This is a genomic window from Streptomyces sp. NPDC001980 (assembly GCF_040296885.1).
Lineage (GTDB): Bacteria > Actinomycetota > Actinomycetes > Streptomycetales > Streptomycetaceae > Streptomyces.
Genome location: NZ_JBEOYD010000004.1, coordinates 36,326 through 56,150 on the forward strand (window position 1 = coordinate 36,326; position 19,825 = coordinate 56,150).

18 protein-coding genes are annotated in these 19,825 nt (G+C 70.5%); 6 read left to right on the forward strand and 12 right to left on the reverse strand.

The window, feature by feature from the left end:
- The first annotated feature begins 49 nt into the window (after window positions 1-49).
- Together ABT137_RS07000 and ABT137_RS07010 are read left to right on the forward strand one after the other, a co-directional pair.
- Window positions 50-1,579 (forward strand): alpha-amylase family glycosyl hydrolase, encoded by a 1,530-nt coding sequence (locus ABT137_RS07000; protein WP_351703726.1) that lies wholly within the window; start codon window positions 50-52, stop codon window positions 1,577-1,579.
- A gap of 405 nt (window positions 1,580-1,984) precedes the next feature.
- A complete protein-coding gene (locus ABT137_RS07010) occupies window positions 1,985-2,845 on the forward strand; it encodes an esterase/lipase family protein (RefSeq protein WP_351703729.1) in 861 nt (286 codons plus the stop codon).
- Between the two features lie 73 nt (window positions 2,846-2,918).
- Here ABT137_RS07010 and ABT137_RS07015 read toward each other — a convergent pair whose 3' ends face one another.
- Window positions 2,919-3,869, reverse strand: coding sequence for a lytic polysaccharide monooxygenase auxiliary activity family 9 protein (locus tag ABT137_RS07015; RefSeq protein WP_351703732.1), 951 nt, complete (start codon window positions 3,867-3,869; stop codon window positions 2,919-2,921).
- A 182-nt stretch (window positions 3,870-4,051) separates the two neighbouring features.
- Here ABT137_RS07015 and ABT137_RS07020 point away from each other — a divergent pair, with 182 nt between their 5' ends.
- Window positions 4,052-4,501 (forward strand): GNAT family N-acetyltransferase, encoded by a 450-nt coding sequence (locus ABT137_RS07020; RefSeq protein ID WP_351703735.1) that lies wholly within the window; start codon window positions 4,052-4,054, stop codon window positions 4,499-4,501.
- A 22-nt stretch (window positions 4,502-4,523) separates the two neighbouring features.
- Here the strand turns inward: ABT137_RS07020 and ABT137_RS07025 are convergent, their stop codons facing one another.
- Window positions 4,524-4,658, reverse strand: a complete 135-nt coding sequence (locus ABT137_RS07025) for a hypothetical protein (RefSeq protein WP_089102986.1) — start codon at window positions 4,656-4,658, stop codon at window positions 4,524-4,526.
- A 140-nt stretch (window positions 4,659-4,798) separates the two neighbouring features.
- Here ABT137_RS07025 and ABT137_RS07030 point away from each other — a divergent pair, with 140 nt between their 5' ends.
- Complete coding sequence (locus tag ABT137_RS07030) at window positions 4,799-5,413, forward strand: class I SAM-dependent methyltransferase (RefSeq protein ID WP_351703738.1); 615 nt, start codon at window positions 4,799-4,801, stop codon at window positions 5,411-5,413.
- Between the two features lie 7 nt (window positions 5,414-5,420).
- On the opposite strand, the gene ABT137_RS07035 is transcribed toward ABT137_RS07030, so the two are convergent.
- Both ABT137_RS07035 and ABT137_RS07040 read right to left on the reverse strand, forming a co-directional pair.
- Window positions 5,421-5,930, reverse strand: a complete 510-nt coding sequence (locus ABT137_RS07035; RefSeq protein ID WP_351703741.1) for a ribonuclease FAU-1 family protein — start codon at window positions 5,928-5,930, stop codon at window positions 5,421-5,423.
- Window positions 5,911-6,840 carry a GNAT family N-acetyltransferase gene (locus ABT137_RS07040; protein ID WP_351703744.1) on the reverse strand — a complete coding sequence of 310 codons (930 nt, stop codon included), beginning with the start codon at window positions 6,838-6,840 and terminating at the stop codon, window positions 5,911-5,913. Before ABT137_RS07040 ends, ABT137_RS07035 begins: the two co-directional genes overlap by 20 nt.
- 69 nt (window positions 6,841-6,909) lie before the next feature.
- Here ABT137_RS07040 and ABT137_RS07045 point away from each other — a divergent pair, with 69 nt between their 5' ends.
- Complete coding sequence (locus ABT137_RS07045; RefSeq protein ID WP_351703748.1) at window positions 6,910-7,281, forward strand: GntR family transcriptional regulator; 372 nt, start codon at window positions 6,910-6,912, stop codon at window positions 7,279-7,281.
- A gap of 30 nt (window positions 7,282-7,311) precedes the next feature.
- Here ABT137_RS07045 and ABT137_RS07050 read toward each other — a convergent pair whose 3' ends face one another.
- Together ABT137_RS07050 and ABT137_RS07055 are read right to left on the reverse strand one after the other, a co-directional pair.
- Complete coding sequence (locus ABT137_RS07050; protein WP_351703751.1) at window positions 7,312-8,082, reverse strand: DUF72 domain-containing protein; 771 nt, start codon at window positions 8,080-8,082, stop codon at window positions 7,312-7,314.
- A 15-nt stretch (window positions 8,083-8,097) separates the two neighbouring features.
- Window positions 8,098-9,192, reverse strand: coding sequence for a DUF5925 domain-containing protein (locus tag ABT137_RS07055; RefSeq protein ID WP_351703754.1), 1,095 nt, complete (start codon window positions 9,190-9,192; stop codon window positions 8,098-8,100).
- A gap of 216 nt (window positions 9,193-9,408) precedes the next feature.
- Between ABT137_RS07055 and ABT137_RS07060 the strand changes: the two genes are divergently transcribed.
- Window positions 9,409-10,833 carry a GH39 family glycosyl hydrolase gene (locus ABT137_RS07060; RefSeq protein ID WP_351703757.1) on the forward strand — a complete coding sequence of 475 codons (1,425 nt, stop codon included), beginning with the start codon at window positions 9,409-9,411 and terminating at the stop codon, window positions 10,831-10,833.
- A gap of 24 nt (window positions 10,834-10,857) precedes the next feature.
- On the opposite strand, the gene ABT137_RS07065 is transcribed toward ABT137_RS07060, so the two are convergent.
- The 6 genes from ABT137_RS07065 to ABT137_RS07090 all read right to left on the reverse strand — a co-directional run bounded on the left by ABT137_RS07065 (window position 10,858) and on the right by ABT137_RS07090 (window position 19,528).
- Window positions 10,858-14,658 (reverse strand): lipopolysaccharide biosynthesis protein, encoded by a 3,801-nt coding sequence (locus ABT137_RS07065; protein WP_351703760.1) that lies wholly within the window; start codon window positions 14,656-14,658, stop codon window positions 10,858-10,860.
- Window positions 14,651-15,451 carry a polysaccharide deacetylase family protein gene (locus ABT137_RS07070; protein WP_351703763.1) on the reverse strand — a complete coding sequence of 267 codons (801 nt, stop codon included), beginning with the start codon at window positions 15,449-15,451 and terminating at the stop codon, window positions 14,651-14,653. The genes ABT137_RS07065 and ABT137_RS07070 overlap by 8 nt, the downstream gene beginning before the upstream one ends.
- A complete protein-coding gene (locus tag ABT137_RS07075) occupies window positions 15,448-16,476 on the reverse strand; it encodes a glycosyltransferase family 2 protein (protein WP_351703766.1) in 1,029 nt (342 codons plus the stop codon). The genes ABT137_RS07070 and ABT137_RS07075 overlap by 4 nt, the downstream gene beginning before the upstream one ends.
- Window positions 16,473-17,294, reverse strand: coding sequence for a glycosyltransferase family 2 protein (locus ABT137_RS07080; RefSeq protein WP_351703769.1), 822 nt, complete (start codon window positions 17,292-17,294; stop codon window positions 16,473-16,475). Before ABT137_RS07080 ends, ABT137_RS07075 begins: the two co-directional genes overlap by 4 nt.
- 425 nt (window positions 17,295-17,719) lie before the next feature.
- Window positions 17,720-18,091, reverse strand: coding sequence for a hypothetical protein (locus tag ABT137_RS07085; RefSeq protein WP_351703772.1), 372 nt, complete (start codon window positions 18,089-18,091; stop codon window positions 17,720-17,722).
- A gap of 228 nt (window positions 18,092-18,319) precedes the next feature.
- A complete protein-coding gene (locus ABT137_RS07090; protein ID WP_351703775.1) occupies window positions 18,320-19,528 on the reverse strand; it encodes a S8 family peptidase in 1,209 nt (402 codons plus the stop codon).
- Between the last annotated feature and the right edge of the window lie 297 nt (window positions 19,529-19,825).

Genomic DNA, 19,825 nt, shown 5'->3' on the forward strand with positions numbered 1-19,825 from the left:
CACACCGTGGCACCTCTCTCAAGGCTCTCTCAAGGACGAGGAGAACCGCATGCCGTACACCAGAGGCACCGGACGCACCAGACACACCGGACGCAAGGTCGCCCTTGCCGGAGCACTCGGCTTCGCGCTGACGCTCCCCATGACGCTCGCGTCGAGCGGGAGCCCCGCCGAAGCGGCCGCACCGAGCACGTCGGCGGTACCTGCGGAAGGCACCCGGCAGAGCACCGACTTCCAGAACCTCAACGGGTTCATGTGGTACTACAACACGTACTTCGGCTACCGGTACAAGGACGTCGAGAAGGACCTCGACAATCTGAAGAGCCGCGGCATCCGGGTGCTCGGATTCTTCAGCCCGTACAGCGGCGACAAGAAGACCTGCGACGGCTGCGACCCCGTCGACTTCTACTCGGTCTCGCCGCAGAACGGCACGATGAAGGACTGGAAGAACCTGGTCGCCGCGGCCCACCGCAAGGGCATGAAGGTCGTCACGTACTTCGTCAACATCTACCTGGACGACCGGTCCCCGTACTTCGAGAAGGCCGAGAAGGAGTACGCGGCCGGCGACCGCACCTCCCGCGAGGTCAGCTCCTTCCACTGGACCGACAACCCGTCCGAGCCCCTTCCCCAGCCGCGGATGGGGCCCGCCGGAGTCAGTTCCTGGGCGTGGAGCCCCACCGCCGGGGCCTTCTACTGGAAGCTGTGGTTCGGACCCGGCTTCGACTACAACCTGGCCGGCAACGCGGCCGAGGTGGAGCGGATCGAGAAGTTCTGGCTCGACACGGGCATCGACGGCTTCATGTGGGACGTGGGCACGACCGACACCCGCTGGAAGAACGCCGCGATCGACCTGCCCAAGACCTACACCGGCACCGACAAGTGGCTGACCAGCGAACGGACCAACTCCTCCACCGCGGCCGCCAACCAGCAGTTCGGGTACACGTCCTGGTTCAACTACACCGACGACGACACGGTGAACGACTACACCCGGATCGTCGACGGCGACATCGACGCGAACGGGCTCGAGACGGCGCTGCACAACACCGACATCGCCCGCGCGGCGGGATCCACCACGTTCGCCTGGAGCATCTGGGGCGACGACCCGGCGACCAACCTGGACCCGCACACGTACCCGGCGTACGCGCAGGACGACGTCATGCGGGTCCAGGAAGCCGCCCTCCTCGCCGGCTCCGGCATGCTCTACGGCTCGGGCATGTACGACCAGTACATCCACTGGCCCAAGCAGCTCAGGACCGACTGGGAGAAGGTCCTGGAGACCGTCAACGCCAACAAGGCCCTGCTGCCCGCGGCCGACCGCACCCGCGTCCCCGCCGGGGACGACCCGAAGGTGTACGCCATGCGCCGCACCAGCGAGGACGGCAAGCAGACCGCCCTGCTCGTCTACAACTTCGACAGCACGGCCAAGGACGTGACCGTGGACCTGACCGGCACCGGCATCGACACGCACCAGACGCCCAGGGACCTCTACAAGGGAGGCGGCGCGGACGCGATCAACGGCAGCGAGTACACCGTCAGCCTGCCGGCCTACGGCTTCCGGATTCTTGATGTGACGGGCCGGTAGCGCCTTCAGCGGACGAGTGCCCGGTGACGAGGCGTCCGCCCGCCCGGAGCGGGCGGGCAGCCATCGCCGCCGGGCACCGGCCGTCACCGGTCAACTCCGGCGGGGGTGGGCGTGCACGCGGGCCGCGGAGGTCGTGCGGGAGTGGGGCGATGTGCTGAGCGGGGAGGAAGCGCGCGTGTTGCGGGATGGTCTTTTCCGTATCGCGCCCTATGGTCCCCTCAGGCCCGGCCGGTGACATCCCGTCAGGCGAGTGGTGTGCGACCGGTTACTCGGAAGTTTTACCGACGCGTAACTTCACGCTTGCACTACTCGTCCGTAACTTGATGAGTGAACAGCATCCTTCGTGATCCGGATCACAGGGCGTAAGGCCGTCGTAACTCCCTTGAGCCGCAAGGAGATCACCCGATGCTGCCCTGGAAACGAGTGCTCAGACCCCTCACCGCGCTGCTCCTCGCCGCCGCCGTCGCCACCGTTCCCGCCGCCACCGCCCACGCCTCCAGCGCCCCCACCACCGGCTGGAACGACTACTCCTGCCGCCCCTCCGCCGCCCACCCCCGCCCGGTGATCCTGGTCCACGGCACCCTCGGGAACTCCGTCGACAACTGGCTCTCCCTCGCCCCGTACCTGGAGGACCGCGGCTACTGCGTCTTCTCCCTCGACTACGGCCAGCTGACCGGCGTCCCCGTCTTCTACGGCCTCGGCCCCATCGACAAGTCGGCAGAGCAACTCTCCGCCTTCGTAGACAAAGTGCTCGCCGCGACCGGCGCCGCCAAGGCCGACCTCGTCGGCCACTCCCAGGGCGGCATGATGCCCCGCTACTACCTGAAGTTCCTCGGCGGCTCCGCCAAGGTGAACGCCCTCGTCGGCCTCGCCCCCGACAACCACGGCGCCACCCTCAGCGGCCTCACCAACCTGCTGCCGTACTTCCCCGGCGCCTCGGACCTGATCAAGGCCACCACCCCCGGCCTCGCCGACCAGATCCCCGGCTCCGCCTTCCTCACCAAGCTCAACGCGGGCGGCGACACCGTCCCCGGAGTGCACTACACGGTCATCGCCACCAAGTACGACGAGGTGGCCACGCCCTGGCAGAGCCAGTACCTGAGCGGCTCCGACGTCCACAACGTCCTGCTCCAGGACCTGTGCTCGCTCGACCTCTCCGAGCACGTGGCGATCGGGCTCTTCGACCGGATCGCCTTCCACGAGGTGGCCAACGCGCTCGACCCGGCACACGCCACCGCCACCACCTGTGCGTCGGCGTTCAGCTGAGCCGCCGCCCAACTGAACGCCGCCGGGGCCTGTCCGGCCTGAGCCGCCGGTCAGGCCCCGGAACCATGAGGGATCAGCGCCGGGGAGCCCGCCGCCGTACCGACAGGAAGAGCGCGCTGGAGCCCAGCGCCAGGGCGGCCGCCCCGCCGACCGCGAGGTACGGCGTGGAGCCGTCGCCGCCGGTCGCGGCGAGCGTCGTCTCCGGGCTTCCGGCGGGCTCGGGCGCGTTGGCCTCCGCGACCGGCTCGGCCGAGGTGCTCGCGTCGTCGTCGCCGTGACCACCGTGCTCGACCGTCGACTTGTCGGCACCGGCCGCGATCTGCTCGTCGGTGGGAGCGGAGGCGGTCGGGGCCGGCGAGGCGGTGGTGGCCGTACCGGTGTGGGCGTTGTCACTGCCCCCGAAGTCCACGTCCGAGCAGGAGTAGAAGGCCTCCGGGCTGTCCGAGCGCTGCCAGACCGCGTACAGCAGCTGGCGGCCGGTGCGTTCGGGGAGGGCGCCGGAGAACGTGTAGAAACCGTCGGCGGCGACCGGGTCGGTGGCCGTCGCCACCGGGTGGTCGAGGTCCAGGTCCGCCCAGGCCAGCGGCTTGGCCGGGTCGTAGCCGGCCTTGGTGAGATACACCTTGAAGGTGCCCTTGTGCGGCGCGGTCACCCGGTACCTGAAGGTGTACGACCCGCTGCTCACGTTCGTCGCCGGCCAGTCGGCGCGGGCCAGGTCGAGGCCCTTGAACTCGTCGTTGCCCGCGCTGCACAGCTTCCCGTCCGGGATCAGCGCCTGGTGCCGCCCGTTCGCGTCGCCGATGCGGATGCCGTTCCAGTCGTAGAGGGCCTGTGTGCCGCCGGCCGCCACCGCCGCCTTGCACGCGTCGGACTTCGGGCTCTCCGGGTTCTCCGCGTAACACTGGGCGACCCGGCTGACCGGGTCGCCCATCGTGCCGTGCGCGGACGCGGGCGCGGCGGCGAATGTGACCGCACCCACGCCGAGCGCGACGGCGACAGCGAGCTGACGGCGTGTTGCGAGCATGCGGAGACTCCTCGGAACGGTCCTCGGGGGGGGCGGGGTCGGGCGGGCCGGATCCCGTGGGGGCGATCAGAAAGCTAGCCCCAAGGAACCGTGAAATCGCCTGCTGGGAGCGGGCGACGGAGATCCTTATGGTCGCCTTAAGGGAATGTTCGGACTGCGCTGAGGTAGCTAGCGTTCACGCCATGACGAACGACGAGATCCGGCCCGCCCGGGCCGCCGACGTACCGGCCGTGAAGGCCGTGACCGATATGGCGTACCGCCACTACATCGCGCGGATCGGGGTGGTGCCGCAGCCCATGGAGGCGGACCACATGGCGAATGTGGCCGCGGGCCGGGTGTTCGTCGTCGGGGAGCCGGTGATCGGGCTCGTCGTCATCGAGGCCCACGACGACCACCTGTTCCTCGACAGCATCGCCGTCCGCCCCGACGCGCACGGCACGGGGGTGGGACGGCGGCTGCTGGAGTTCGTGGACGCACGCGCGCGTGCGCTGGGCCTGCCCGAGGTCAGGCTCTATACGAACGCCCTGATGTGGGAGAACCAGAAGATCTACCCGAAGTACGGCTACGAAGTCGTCGAGCGGCGCGTGGACGGGCCGTACGACCGGATCCACTACCGCAAGCGGCTGGACTGAAGGGCCCGGGGAGCGGGCCCGGTCAGCCGTCCGGCCACCAGGTGCGTGCGATGTCCTTGCGCACCTCGGGGCGTCCGGCGGGGCGCTCGTCGGCCTCCTCGCGGATCCGGCGGCTGTCCGTCCTCTTCAGGGGCTTCTGCACGGTTGTGCGGCGCATGGCTGCCTCCTTCAGTGCCTACCGAGATCCGTGTTGTCACGGAGGTAGACGCTTTTGGCGAGAGTTCCTCATCGGTGCCGGTCTGTCAGTGGTCGCTGTCACATGGACCGAGTGTCAGTGGTGGGTGTCACGCTGGGGGCATGAGGAACGAAAGTGATCGGACGGTTGCGGTGAGTGTCGACTGGGATGCCGAGGCGGCCCGGTTCGACGAGGAGCCGGATCATGGCCTCGGTGCGCCCGAGGTCCGCACGGCCTGGGCGGCGCGGCTCACGGCGTGGCTGCCCGCCCGCCCCGTCGACGTCCTCGACCTCGGCTGCGGCACCGGCAGCCTGGCCCTCCTCGCCGCCGAGCAGGGCCATCGCGTCACCGGGGTCGACAGCTCCCCGGCGATGGTGGCGCGGGCCCGCGCCAAGCTCGCCGGCCGTGACGCGGTGTTCCTGCTCGGCGACGCGGCGGCACCGCCGGTGGGCGAGCGGCTCTTCGACGTCGTTCTCGTACGGCATGTGCTGTGGGCGCTGCCCGACCCCGCGCGCGTGCTGCGGCACTGGCGGGGCCTGCTGCGGCCCGGCGGGCGGTTCGTGCTGGTGGAGGGGGTGTGGGGGACCGTGACCCCGGTCGGCATACCCGCCGACCGGCTCACCGCCCTCCTCGCGCCGCTCGCCGCGGACGTGCGCGTGGAGCCGCTGTCGGCGCAGGCGGTGCTGTGGGGCAAGGAGGTGGACGACGAGCGGTACGCGGTGGTGGCGACGGTGTGAGGGGGCGTCACGGCCGCAGGGACAGCAGGGCGGCGAAATCCGGCTTCCCGGCCAGGGTCTCCAGCGTGTCGAGCGCGGTCACGGCCGCCGCCGCTGCCTCCGGGTCCCGCTCCGCCAGCCCGCTCTCGGCGAACTCGTCCTCGTCCAGGCGCCGTACGTCCGTGCCGTCGGCGGAACGCCACAGGTCCAGGTCGAGGTCCTCGACGACCAGCCGGCCGCCGGTGAGCGTCGCCGGGCGGGTGACGTCGCAGTACCAGCCCTTCAGCGTGCCGTCGGCCGCGCGGACCTCCTTCACCGCGTACCAGCGGTCCCGCCAGTAGAACTCGGTGAAGACGTCGCCCTGTTCGAAGCGGACGAAGCCGAAGTCGCGGGGCGTGTCGCCGGCCCAGGGGGCGCGTACGGCGATCCGGACGCCGTCGTCGTGCAGCAGCGCGGCGGGGTAACGGATCTTCGTACGGCCCGCCTTGACCAGCACGACGTCCACCGTGCCCGCCGGTTCAGCCGAGTTCACGGACATACCTGACCTCCGTCGCGCAGATCTCGTACCCGAACCACTTGTTGATCGCGAGCATCGGGCCGTTGCCGCTGTCGTTGCCCGTGAACGCCTCCGTGAAGCCGGCGGCGCGGGCGCGGTGCAATGAGTCGTTCTTGGCGAGCTTGGCCAGTCCCCGGCCGCGGAAGGCACGGGCCGTGCCGGTCATGACGGTGCCGTACCTGGTGCCGCCGTCGGTGCGGGCCGCGCTGAAGGCGGCGGGGCGGCCGTCGACCAGGACCACCGAGGTCAGCTCCCGGCTGAACAGGGGGTGCCGCCAGGTCCCGTCCAGCCACGCCGCGTAGTCGGCGAACTCCGTGTCGATGTCGCTCGGTTCGTCCAGCGTCGTCTCCGCGTCGAGGGCGAAGAGCGGACGCGGGTCGTCGGCGAAGTCGGCGGCGGTGCGCAGCTCCACGCCGGGCGGGGGAGTCCGCAGCGGGGGGAGGGCGCCGTGCGCGAGGTCGAGCCGGAGGAAGTGGGCGGACCGGCTCGCCCGGTAGCCGCGCCGCTCGGCGAAGGCGCGGTTGGGCGGGGCGTCCAGGACCCAGGCGTACGACGTGCTCGCGCCGACGGCCGAGAGGTGCGCCTCCGCCGTACGGGCCAGGAGGGTGCCGGCGCCCCTGCCGGTGCGCTCCGGATGCACGTACACGTTGGCGAAACCCTGGCCCGGCTCCGTGCTCTCGTGCGCGAGGCCGACCTGGGCGGTGCCGACGACCTCGCCGTCCTCCTCCGCGACCAGCTGGCGGAAGCGGGCGTCGGGGTGGGTGTGCGTGAGGTCGTGGACCAGCGACTCCGGGGTGAACAGCATGAAGGGGAGGGCGAGCTGCCGGACCCGGGCGAAGCCCTCGGCGTCGGACCGGGCGTCGGGGCGCAGGTCACGCACGATCACTGTCATGGGGCGCACGCTATGCGGGACGTGTGCGGGATGCCTCTCATTTTCCGGCGGTTGCGGGAGAATCGGGCCGTGACCTTGAAGATCCACATCGATGACAGCGCGCCGCCGTACGAGCAGGTACGGGCGCAGATCTCCGAGCAGGCGCGGGGCGGCGTGCTGCCGGTGGGGTACCGGCTGCCGACGGTCAGGGGGCTGGCCGAGTCGCTGGGCCTGGCGGTGAACACGGTGGCCAAGGCGTACCGGGCCCTGGAGACGGACGGGGTGATCGAGACGCGGGGGCGCAACGGCACGTTCGTCGCCGCGGCGGGCTCGGCCGCGGAACGCGAGGCGTCGCTGGCCGCGCAGGCCTACGCCGAGCGGGTGCGGCGGCTGGGGCTGGCCGAGGAGGAGGCGCTCGCAGCGGCCCGGGACGCGGTGCGGGCGGCGTACGGGAAGGGCTGAGGACGACTCGGCACCGCCGGCAGCCCGGCGTCAGCCGCTCGTGCTCAGTTCCGGCGTCCTGGTCACCGTCAGCCCCGCCCGGTCCGCCGCCTTCCCGAACGCCACCGCGTCCCGCACGGCCGCCCCGCCCGGGTCGTTGTTGAAGTACGCGTAGACGTCGGCCGTCCTGGGGTACGCCGTGGCGATGCGGTCGATCCAGGTTTCCAGGGAGCGGCGGCCGTAGCGGGGCCAGGGGTGGGCGCGCCCCTGGTGGAAACGGACGTAGGCCCAGTCGGCGGTGCGCCAGAGGGGGGTCATGGGGCGGGCCTGGATGTCGGCCCAGCACAGGGCCGCGCCCCGGGACTCCAGGACCTCGCGGGTCTCCGGCGTCCACCAGGAGTCGTGGCGGGGTTCCACCGCCACCCTCGTACCGCGCGGGAAGCACGACAGACAGGCGTCCAGCAGCGGCGGGTCCGCCTTGAGCGTCGGCGGGAGCTGGAGGAGGACCGGGCCCAGCCGGTCGCCGAGGCCCGTCGCGTGGGCCATCAGGCGGTCGACCGGCTCCTCGGGGTCCTTGAGGCGTTTGACGTGCGTGAGATAGCGGCTCGCCTTGACCGCGATCACGAAGTCCGGCGGGACCCGGTCCCGCCAGGACTCGAAGTTCTCGCGGGTCGGGAGGCGGTAGAACGCGTTGTTCAGCTCGACCGTCGTGAAGTGCGTCGCGTACTCCTCCAGCCATGCGCGCAGGGGCACATCGGCCGGGTACAGGACGTTCCGCCAGTCCTTGTACTGCCAGCCCGAGGTTCCGACGAACAGGGCCATACCCTCATCAAAGCACTACAGGTACAGCCCCGCGTCCGCGCCCTCCCGCGCCCCCGGCACCGACGTCGGCGCCGTGCCCCGGCGCAGCGCGTACAGCTCCGCCAGGGTCGCCCCGTCCCGGCCCACGGCATCCTCCGTGCCGAGCCAGTTCACCGCCTCGCGGTGCGTCAGCGGGCCCACCTCGATCCGGGCCAGGCAGCGGCCGGGGCGGACCACGGCGGGGTGCAGCCGCTCCAGGTCCTCGTTGGTGGTGACGCCGACCAGGACGTTGCGGCCCTGGCCGAGCAGGCCGTCGGTGAGGTTCAGCAGCCGGGACAGCGCCTGGCCCGCCGTGTGCTTGGCCTCGCCGCGGATCAGTTCGTCGCAGTCCTCCAGCAGCAGGAGCCGCCAGCGGCCCTTGCCGGCGCCGTCCTCCTCGCCGATCGCGATGTCCATCAGATAGCCGACGTCGGAGAAGAGCCGTTCCGGGTCGAGGACGCAGTCCACCTGGCACCAGTCCCGCCAGGAACGGGCGAGCGTGCGCAGGGCCGAGGTCTTGCCGGTGCCGGGCGGGCCGTGCAGGAGGAGCAGGCGGCCCGCGATGTCCTCGGGCGTCGTCTTCATCAGGCGGTCCATCGCATCCGCGACCGGCGCCGTGTAGTTGGCGCGGACCTCGTCCCAGGTGCCCGCGGAGATCTGCCGGGTGGTGCGGTGCGGGCCGCGGCGCGGCGAGACGTACCAGAAGCCCATGGTGACGTTCTCCGGCTGCGGTTCCGGCTCGTCCGCCGCGCCGTCCGTCGCCTCGTTCAGCACCTTCGCGGCAAGTTCCGCGGTGGTGGCGGTGACGGTCACGTCGGCGCCCCGGTTCCAGCGGGAGACGAGGAGGGTCCAGCCGTCGCCCTCCGCGAGCGTCGCGCTGCGGTCGTCGTCGCGGGCCACCCGCAGCACCCGCGCCTCCTTCGGCAGCAGGGTCGCCCCGGACCGCACCCGGTCGATGTTGGCCGCGTGCGAGTACGGCTGCTCGCCCGTCGCGAAGCGGCCGAGGAACAGCGCGTCGACGACGTCGGACGGGGAGTCGGAGTCGTCGACGTTGAGCCGGATCGGCAGCGTCTCGTGCGGCTTGGCAGACATGCCGCCATGATCCGCCACGGATGTGCTGCGCGCACGGCATTTCCCTCGGATGGCAGCGCCGCTCCCCAAGGCGCGGGTCGTGCGGGTCGTACGGGGCGGCTGGGCGCGCTCACGCGGCGGAGCCGCATGTCGAACACAGCCCCGCGCTCCTTCGGGTCGCGTGGGTGTGCCCAAGACCCGCCCCCGGGACGATGTCCGCCGTTACTCTTGTCCTTGATGGGACGTCATGGGTGGAATTCGGGGGCTCGGCGGTGGCGGCTCACCGCCCTGCTCGGGGTGGGCTTGGCCGCGCTCGCCCTGATCGTGACACTGGTCAACACACTTCCCGGGGGCGGCGCCGACGCCGCGGGTACGACCCGCGACGGCGACAAGGTGCACGGCACCCCGGCCACCCCGCCGGACACCACCGAGCCGTCCGTGGGCTGGGGCTTCACCCACACCCAGTACAGCGCCGACGAGGGCAGTACGACCGCCACCGAGCGGGTCGAGGACCGGCTGTCCCAGGACGCCGGGATGCCGCAGGACCAGGCCATCATGGGCTGGGGCGCCGACAATCCCGAGCCGGTGAAGGGGCGTTACGACTTCGGCGCGCTGGACCGGCGCGTCGACTTCATGCGCAGGTCGGGCGGCACCCCGGTGATCACCCTGTGCTGCTCGCCGGACTGGATGAAGGGCGGCAGGGCCGGGGTGAACAACACCGACTGGAGCCAGGCCGCCCTGGAGACCGCGCCCACCCCCGACCACTACCAGGACTACGCCGACCTCGCCGCGACCGTCGCCAGGCGCTATCCGGACGTACGTCACTTCATCGTCTGGAACGAGTTCAAGGGCTTCTGGAACAACGCGAAGGGCCGCTGGGACTACGAGGGCTACACCGAGCTCTACAACCTCGTCTACAAGGCGCTGAAGGCCGTCGACAAGGACATCATGGTCGGCGGGCCGTACCTCGTCATGGACAGCTTCGACCCGCGCCAGACCGAGAACGCCTCGACCACCCTCAAGGGTGACTGGGGCGTCATGGACCAGCGGGTTGTCGACGCCTTCGACTACTGGAACACCCACAAGGCGGGCGCCGACTTCGTGGTCGTCGACGGATCCAGCTACACCAACGACGACGACATGCTGCCGAACGAGTTCGCCGCCACGGAGAAGCTGACCTACGTCAGCGAGTGGCTGCGGAAGCGGACGCACGACCTGCCGCTGTGGTGGGCCGAGTACTACGTCGAGCCCGCCGACGGCCGGGACGAACGCGACGGCTGGACCGAGGACCACCGGGTCGCCGTCCAGGCCACCGGCATGATCGCCCTGGTCAGGGGCGGCGCCGACTCCGGCTTCTACTGGAACCCGGAGGACGAGAAGGGCGGCGACTGCGCGGGCTGCCTGTGGACCACGACCGACAGCGGGGACGGCGGGCAGGCGCTGCCCATGTACGACCTGGTGTCGCGGTTCGGGAAGGCGTTCCCGCCGGGAACCAGGTACGAGACGGTCTCCGTCGCCCAGGACGACGTGCCCAACGTCCGCGTCCTCGCCAGCGACAGGACGGTCCTGGTGGTCAACACCCTCGACCGGGCGATCAGCGCCCAGGTGGACGGGAAGCGGTTCGAGATGAAGGCCTACGAGGTGAAGTGGCTCACCAGGTGAGCCACTTCACCTCGTAGGCCTGGCCTACTTGATCGTCAGGAACCGCTGCGCCAGCGAGGCCAGCAGCACCGCCATCAGCGGCAGCGAGAACCAGAAGCTGCCCTGCAGCAACCGCAGTTGACGCACCCCGGGCCGGACCGCGACCCGGACCACCTCGCGCGCCGTCAGCAGCAGGATCAGCGCTACGGCGGCGAGACCGCCGATCACCGACCACGGCGTCCAGGTGATCCGCGGCCCGATCGGCCCCGGATCCGGCTTCGCCACCGCTCCCGCGGGCTGCGTGCGCAGCGCGTACATGGTGAAGTCGTCGTTGACCAGGACCTTCGTCAGGTCCTGCCGGTCGTCCAGGTTCTGGATCAGCCGGCTCTCCCAGGTCGCCGAGTAGCCGGCGTCCATCCGGAGATAGGTCACCTGGCTCCTGTTGATCATCAGATACGAGTTCGGGCCCGCGTCCTTCAACGCCTTGACCAGGCTCGACACCAGCACCGGGTCGGTCGGGGCGAGCGTCGGCAGGTAGTCGACCCGCTCCATGTCCTTCGCGCCCCAGGGGATCGCCGGGGTCACGTCGTTGACCGTGTCGTTGCTCAGCCACAGCAGCCGTACCGTCGGCTTGTCGTGGGCGTAGACGTAGTCCATGGCGGCGACCTCGCCGGGCCGCACCCGTTCGAAGCTCTCGTTGCCCCAACGGGCCACCAGGAAGCCCCCCATGAGCAGCAACCCGGCCATGAGCGCGGCCACCGGGGCCAGACTGGCCTTCTCCTTCTCACGCTCCTTCGCCGTGACCCCGGTGCGCGGGAACAGGGCGAGCCCGGCCAGCAGGGCCGCGCCCGGCACGGCGAACATGAAGACGCGCAGCGCCATCTCGCCGCCGTAGGACTGCATGCCGAAGCCCAGGAACGGGACGAAGGTCAGGACCAGCAGGGAACGCTCGCGGTACCGGTGGAAGCGGCGGCGCCACCAGCCCCAGACGGCGAACGCCATCATGCTCCCGGCCAGCAGGACCCGGACGTACAGGACCAGCTTGTGGGTCGAACTGCCGCCCTGGATACGGCCGGAGACCGAGGTGGAGACATTGCTGCCGACTCCGCCGACCCCGCCGAACAGCTCGTTGAAGTGCCCCGACCAGTACGGCTCGGCCATGAAGCCCAGCCAGACGGCCGCGACCACCCCGAACAGGAGGGGCAGGCCCCGCAGTTCGGACCGGCCGATCAGCACCAGGGCCGCCAGCACGCCCAGCATCACGAACGGGGTGAGCTGGTGCGCCGGGACCGTCGCCGCGTACAGGCCGATCAGCACCATGAGCAGCACGGCCTGTTGACGGCGGTTCGTCGGCTCGACCTCCGCCTCGCCCGGCCGGAACTTCGCCCAGACGACGTGCGGGGCACGGAACCAGACGAGCAGGATCGCCACGAACATCAGATAGAGCAGGTACGTGAAGCCCTGCGGGGAGAAGTAGTCCTGGCCGACCCAGCCGCACAGCACGAAGATCCAGATGCCGGTCCACTTCGCCCGCCAGCTCGCCCGCAGCGACCGTACGAGCAGGAACATCGGTGCCAGATAGGCCAGTTGGATGAACGTCGGCCACCAGCGGATGACCTCGGTGAAGTCCGTGACCCCGCAGGCCCGGCCGATGAACGCGGCCGCCGCGAAGAAGCCCGGCCAGCTCCAGCGGGCGTCCAGGTCCGGTACCGCCGAGCCGGTGCGGTCGATGTAGTCGATGAAGCCGAGGTGCTGCCAGGCGGTCGGGAAGCGCGGCTCCGTCTCGATCACGGCGGGCAGGGCGTGCAGCGACACGACCGTCGCCAGCAGCGTGACCAGGAGCAGCGTCTTGTGCTCCCGGCGCAGCCACAGCAGCGCGGCGAACACCGTGACCAGCAGCGCCGCCCCGACCAGCGTCGGCAGCGGCAGCACCGAGATCAGCCCGAGCCCGCCCATCCGGTCCAGGTCGGCCTCGTCGAGCCGGGCCGCCGGCACCCAGTAGAGCAGCAGGGCGGCGACCAGCAGACAGCCGAGGACGACTCCCGAGCGGGTGGGCGTCAGCCGCTCCCGCAACGAGCGCACGGGCGCGGACTCCTCCGGAGCCTCGGCCGGTACGCCCGGCTCCTCGGGTACGACCGCCTTTCCGAACGGCGCGTCGACTTCCGCCTCCCTCAGCAGCGAGGCCTCGGCAGGCCCGAGCGAGGCCTCCGCGTGCGGCTCTCTCTCCTCCACCGGCAGCCCCGGGTTCCGTGCCGGCCGGAGCGCCCACGTCGGCCGGTCCTCCGGTCGGACAACGGGCGTACCCGTGGGCGGAGTTCCCGGACCCGGCCGGACGTCCGGGCGCCGCTCCACATGGTCGAAGTCCACATGGATGCCGAGGGCGAGGGTGTCGGTGTCCAGCGCCCACGCCGGACCCCGCCTGCGCGCTGCGGCGGCGGACGGGACCTCGCGCGCGCCCAGGTCGGCGAGGTCGCCGTCCGGAGCCGTGTCCTCGGGGATCTCCGCCGGGGCGGCCCGCAGCGTCCGCCACAGCCGGGGCGCCGCGATCGTCACGATCACCGCGAGGCTGGAGATCTCGGCCACGCCCGCGCCGGTCAGCCCCATCCGGGGCAGGAGCAGCAGGGTCAGCCCGAGCACCAGCACGCACAACAGGCCCTGCAGCCAGGCAAGGCCGGCGGTACGGCTCTGCGCGCGCAGCACCGCGAAGTACGTCTCCATCACGACCCTGAGCAGCGCGCCGACCGCGAACCAGCGCAGCAGCGGGGTCGCCGCGTCCGCGTAGCCGGGGCCGAACACACCGAGGATCCAGGGCGCCCCGAAGAACAGCAGCGCGCAGATGGGGATCATGATCCGGGCCATCCGCTTCAGCGCCGCACGGGTGTTGCCGGCCAGTCGGGCCGGGTCGTGCGAGCCCTCGACGGTCAGCGAGGCGCCCATGTTGATGGCGAGCAGGTTGGTGGTGCCGCCGATGGTGGTGGTGATGTAGAAGTACGCGTTGTCCTCGGAGCTGACCTGCGAGGCGATGATGACCGGGACCAGGTAGACCACGGCGAGGGAGAACAGCGAGCCGGTGTAGTCGCCGGCCAGGAACCTGCCGATCTCCTTCAGCGTGGGCGGTTTCGCATGGTCCGCGGTCGCCTTGACGTGCCGGGGCACCAGGCGCCGGAACACCAGCCAGCCGAGCGGTACGAACGAGGTGGCGATCGCGGCGACCCAGGAGACGAAGACACCGGCCATCGGGATCGCCGCCGCGAAGGCGACAAGGAGCGCCAGCTTCACAGCGGAGAAAACGGTGTTGCCCACCGGCACCCAGGGCGCGTTGCGCAGCCCGGTCAGCACCCCGTCCTGGAGCGTGAGCAGGTTCCAGGCGATCACCGCGACGACGAACCCGAGGCCGGGCAGCGGCCCGTGCAGGAAGCGGTACGACGGCCCCCACACGCCCAGCGTCAGCAGGAAGACCCCGGCCGCCAGCGCCACGATCAGCGAACTGCCCGCGTAGGTACGGAAGATGAACTTGCCGGTGTGGCGTCCGGCGACCGGGATGAAGCGGGCGAGGGCGCCGGTCAGGGTCACCGCGGTCAGTCCCGCCAGGAGTTTCATGGCGGCGATGGCGGCGGAGCTCTGGCCTACGGCCGACTCGGAGTAGTAGCGGGCCGCGGCCAGCCAGAAGCCGAGGCCCAGGACGGCGGAGATGCCGGTGTTCAGCATCAGCGCATAGGCGTTCCGGAAGAGTGGGCTGCCGCCGGACGAGCCGCTCCGTCCGGGCAGGCGAAGGCGGCGCCCCGACTGCTCGGGCGCCGCTGTGTCGGGTGTGTTGGCCTTTGTTGTGGTGGTCGTGTCAGACACGGGAACGGATGGCCTTCCGGCGGACCTGGCGTGCTCTGCGGAGAACGGCGTAACCCTTGGTGAGGGCACGGTCCCTGGCGAAGTTGCGGGCGATCGAACGGCCTTCGAGCAGCCGGGCGAACTCCTCGGTGTCCGTACTGCGGCGCACGGTGACGCGCTGCAGCGCGAACGGACCCTGACGGCGGCGGGCGAGACCGTTGCCGACGGCGAGCGCCTGGGTGTACCCGGCCGCCCGCACGGCCTGCCGGACCCGGCGGCTGGAGTAGCCGTACGGGTAGGCGAACGACGCGGGTGCGGCGCCCAGTTCGTCGGTGACGATCTCCCGGCAGCGCACCAGTTCGGCGCGCAGCCGCTCGTCGTCCAGCTGGTCGAGCTGCGGGTGGGTGTGGCTGTGCCCGCCGATCTCGCAGCCGGCGCCCGCGAGTTCGCGGACCTGGTCCCAGTCGAGCATGGCGTCCAGGCCGCCGCCGGTGTCGTGCGTACCCCTGATCCAGCCCGTCGAGACGAACAGCGTGGACGCGAAGCCGTGCTTGGCGAGCACGGGCAGGGCGTGCCGGTGCACGCCCTCGTAGCCGTCGTCGAAGGTGATCAGGACGGGACGGTCGGGAAGCGGGCCGCCGGAGCGCCAGCCCGCGCACAGGTCAGCCGTGTTGACGGGGGTGAGGCCCAGGTCGCCGACGAGCGCCATCTGCTCGGCGAACGCCTCCGGCGCCACCGACAGCGCGCGGGTGGCGTCGTTGGGCGCGGTCGCGACCGAGTGGTACATGAGGATCGGGACCGGGGTGTCACTCATGCGGCACCCCCGTCGGCAGGGGCGGACCGGTCGTACGACCCGCCCTCGATCCCGGCGACGGCGAAGGTCGCCCCGCCCCGCCGCGCCCGCACGCTCCCGACCACATAGCCGCCCGCCGCCGTGAGCACCCCGGCGACGATCGCGCCCGCCCGGCCCGCGCCGCCCGGCCGGGCCAGCAGTGCGTCCCGCAGGCCACGAGCGACCCCCGCGGGCAGCACACGCGTGGTGTACCGGCGTTCGGACTCCAGGCCCTTGCCGGCGCCCACGCTGCGGGCGACCAGGGCCTTGGAGAGGCCCTCGGCGTAGGCGCGGGTGCGGAAGTACCCGAAGTGCTCGCGGACTTCCGGGACCCGGTGGTGGATGACCGCGCGGTCGTCGATGAGCAGCACGGCGTCCGGGCGGGCCCGGGTGAGCCGGATGCACAGCTCGGTCTCCTCGCAGCCCAGCGGGCGCTTGTCGCCGTCGCGGCCGATGCCGGTGGCGAAGCCGCCCGCCGCGTCGAAGGCCGTACGCCGGAAAGAAGCGTTTCCGCCGAGGACGTTCCGGACCCGGACGCGGCCCGCCGGCAGCCCCCGGTAGGTGCAGCCGACGACCCAGTCGAACTCCTCCGGGAACCAGTCCGGGCGGCGGCCCGAGGCCCAGATCGGCATGGTCCGGCCGCCGACCGCCATCACCTTCGGGTCGGCGTACCCCTCGGCGAAGCGGCGCAGCCAGTCCCGCTCGGCCACGGCGTCGTCGTCGAGGAAGGCGATGACCTCGCCGTACGAGGCGGCGATGCCCGTGTTGCGGCCGGCGGACAGGCCACGGGGACCCGCGTTGGCGAGCACCCGCACCCCCGCGGCCTCTGTGTCCTCCTTGTACTCCTTCGTGAGCCGTTCCAGGAGCACCGGGTTGTGGTCGACGACCAGCAGGGTCTCCAGCGCCGGATACGACTGGGCGCGCACCGAGGAGACCGCCGCGAGGATGTCCTCCCAGCGGTCCTCGGTGTACACGCAGATCACGACGGAGATGTCGGGATCGCTCAAGACGACTCTCCCTGGCCCGTGGTGAGCATCGGGGAGTGCCGCACCTGCCGGCGCAGGTCACGCCGGTTGGAGCGCTCCTTCAGGATCACCTTGAGCACGCGCAGCCCGTCGCGTACGGCACGCAGGTTGCTGGTGCCGTGGATGCGGAGGTACTCGTAGCTCGGGATCTCCTGCACCTTCAGGCCCGCCTTGACGACCCGGATGTTGATCAGGGTCTCGATCTCGAAGCCGGTGCAGTCGAGGTCGATCTTGTCGAGGCAGTGCCGCCAGAACGCGTTGTATCCGTAGCAGAGGTCGGTGTACCGGGCGCCGAACTTGCGGTTGACGACCGTGCACAGCGCCCAGTTGCCGAGCTTGCGGATGAAGGTCATGTCGTCCGTGCCGCCGCCGTTGGCGAAGCGCGAACCCTTGGCGAAGTCGGCGCCCGAGACCAGGGCGGAGACGTACGACACGATCTCGTGGCCGTCGGCCGAGCCGTCCGCGTCCACCATGACGATGATGTCGCCGGTGCACGCCTCGAACCCGGTGATGAGGGCATCTCCCTTGCCCTTGCCACTCTGTTCGACGACTTTCACGTCGGGCCACAACTCCCGCGCTACTTCCACGGTGTTGTCGGTGGAATTACCGTCCACAAGGACCACTTCGTGTATCCAGCCGGGAAGTGTCTTGAAGACGTAGGGGAGATTCTCCGCCTCATTCATGGCGGGGATCACCACGCTCACCGGCGGTGTGATCGCCAGGTGGGAGGAGATCGGCCGGTATTCGATGGCCATTAACGGATCTTGGCCCGAAGTCGGGTGACGCAGAACAGAACTCATGAGTCTTGTCCCTCTCGTCCGGTGGGCCGCCCGCCCCTTGGGCAGCCCGCTTTGGTGTCCGGTTCGAAAGGGGGGTTCTTCTCACCCTTGGCACGGAAAAAGGATCTCCGCATCCCCAGGTGAGCTGGCAAAGCAGCCCGGTCTGCCGGCAAACGGCAGCCGGTCGCGCGGCACGACTCGGAAACGACAGTGGTCACACGAGAAACGAAAGTGGTCATTGCGGTCACCGAGCACGGCACCCCCCTACCGCGCCCCGCTCCGGAACATCGCGGTCCTTGAGCCCTCCCCTAGAGCCGCTTGATGACGATCCGATGCGGGTGAGATGTATGACGGTATTGACGATTGGACCAGTATGGCAAGTCCCGGAACTGGTCCTCACGTTTTTATTGGTTTGGCCGTTACGAAACTTTGGCCTACCTTGTTCTTCAACTCGAACGGATTTTCCCGGCTCGCCGGGACATCCGTTTGAGAATGCGCTCCACCGGTCGCAGGAGTACCAGTAGAAGCAGCAGAATGCTGATCGCGGTCACGGCGGCGATACCGCCGCGCCAGGACCAGTGGTGAGTGGCGAGCATGCCCTGGGCGACCAGCATGTCCAGGGCGACGGCACCCGCCAGCGCGGTGAGCACGCGGGCCGGCGGATCGAGTCCGCGCAGTGCCGCACCGATCGCCGCGGCCGGCGCGGCGAGCAGGAAGAACAGCGCGAACGGCCCCCGTAACGTCGAGCCCGAGTCGGTGAGTGCGAGCAGCGCGCCGGTCCCGGCGACGGCCGTCGCGACCCCCGCGAGCAAGGGCACCAGGTCCCTCCCCGGTCCTGGCCGTGCCCGTTCGTCCGCTGTTGATGATGTCTTGAGACGTATGGTCTGCATGGCCGACTTTGCCCCCCAAGGCGTCGGATGCCGGGCTTCAATGTCGCGCAGCCGAACTGGAGGCGTCAAGCGGGTCTCCGGACATGACCGTTCCCCGGAGACACCTGATGTCTCCGGGGAACAAGTCGCTCGATTCCGGTGTGTTCCGGTGATCGATTACGACACGAGCTTCAGGAGCTTGTTGGGCGAGCCGGTGCCCACGCTGGTGAGCACGTTGGACGTGGCGCCGTTGACCAGAGCCGTGGCGACCTGGGCCGGGGTGGCCGAGGTGTGGCCCGCGAGGTAGACGGCGGCCGCGCCCGCCACGTGCGGGGTGGCCATGGAGGTGCCCGACAGGGTGGCGGTGGCGGTGTCGCTGGTGTTGTAGCCCGCCAGGATCGACGAGCCGGGGGCGAAGAGGTCCAGGACCGACCCGTAGTTGGAGTAGCTGGCCTTGGCGTCGGAGCTGGTGGTGGCGCCGACGGTGATGGCGGTCGAGACCCGGGCCGGCGAGTACGAGGAGGCGTTGGCGCTGCTGTTGCCGGCCGCGATCGCGTAGGTCACCCCACTGGCTATGGAGTTGGCGACCGCGGTGTCGAGCGAGGTGGAGGCCGAGCCGCCGAGCGACATGTTGGCGACCGCCGGAGTGGTGTGGTTCGACGTCACCCAGTCGATGCCCGCGATCACCCCGGAGGTGGTACCGGAGCCGCTGTTGTCCAGCACCCGCACGGCGACGATGTTCGCCTTCTTGGCGACCCCGTACGTGGAGCCCGCGATGGTCGTCGCCACATGGGTGCCGTGGCCGTTGCCGTCGGAGGCGGTGGTGTCGCCGTCGACGGCGTCATAGCCGTAGGAGGCACGGCCGCTGATCTGGGTGTGGGTGATCCGCACACCGGTGTCGATCACGTAGACGGTCACCCCGCTGCCCGCGGTGTCCGGATAGGTGTAGGTGCCGGACAGCGGAAGGCTCGCCTGGTCGATGCGGTCCAGGCCCCAGGGGGCGCTGGACTGGGTGGTGTCGGTGAGGCGGACCGTCTGGTCCTGCTCGACGGTGGCCACCGCCGGGTCGGCGGCGAGTCTCGCGGCCTGGGTCGCCGAGAGCTCGGCCGAGTAGCCGTTCAGCACCTTGCCGAACGTCTTCTTCACCGTGCCGCCGTACTCCTTGACCAGGCCCTTGCCGGCGGTCGAGGAGGCCTTGAGGCCCGCGCTGTTCTTCAGCGTGACGATGTAGCTGCCCTTGACGGCCGTGGGGGAGCCGGCGTGCAGCACCCTGCCGGTGGCGGGTGCCGCCTGGGCGGGGAGCGCGGTGAGTCCGCCGACGAGGGCGGCGGCCGCCACGGTGGTGACGGCGGCGAACCGCAGCTTCTGGATACGCAGATGTGCCATTACGAGGGAGTCCTCCTCATAGGCAGCGTGCGCCCGGGTCGGCGCACGCGTGTGGGGGTGTGCGCGCGGCTTCGCGCACACGGGCCGGGAGCGTCGCGTTCCGCTCACGGACCGAGTAAAGAATCGGTTTTCCCCGGGCAAAGAACAAGGGAGTTGACGACCTGTCACAGAGCTGTCATGGGCATGCAATCAAACGCGCCGGGAACGCCCGGGATCGCTCCGGTTAGGGCTGGTTGAGATCCTGAACAGTTTTGGCATGGACACTTCCCATCAACACGCGTAGTTGGTACGCCAGTT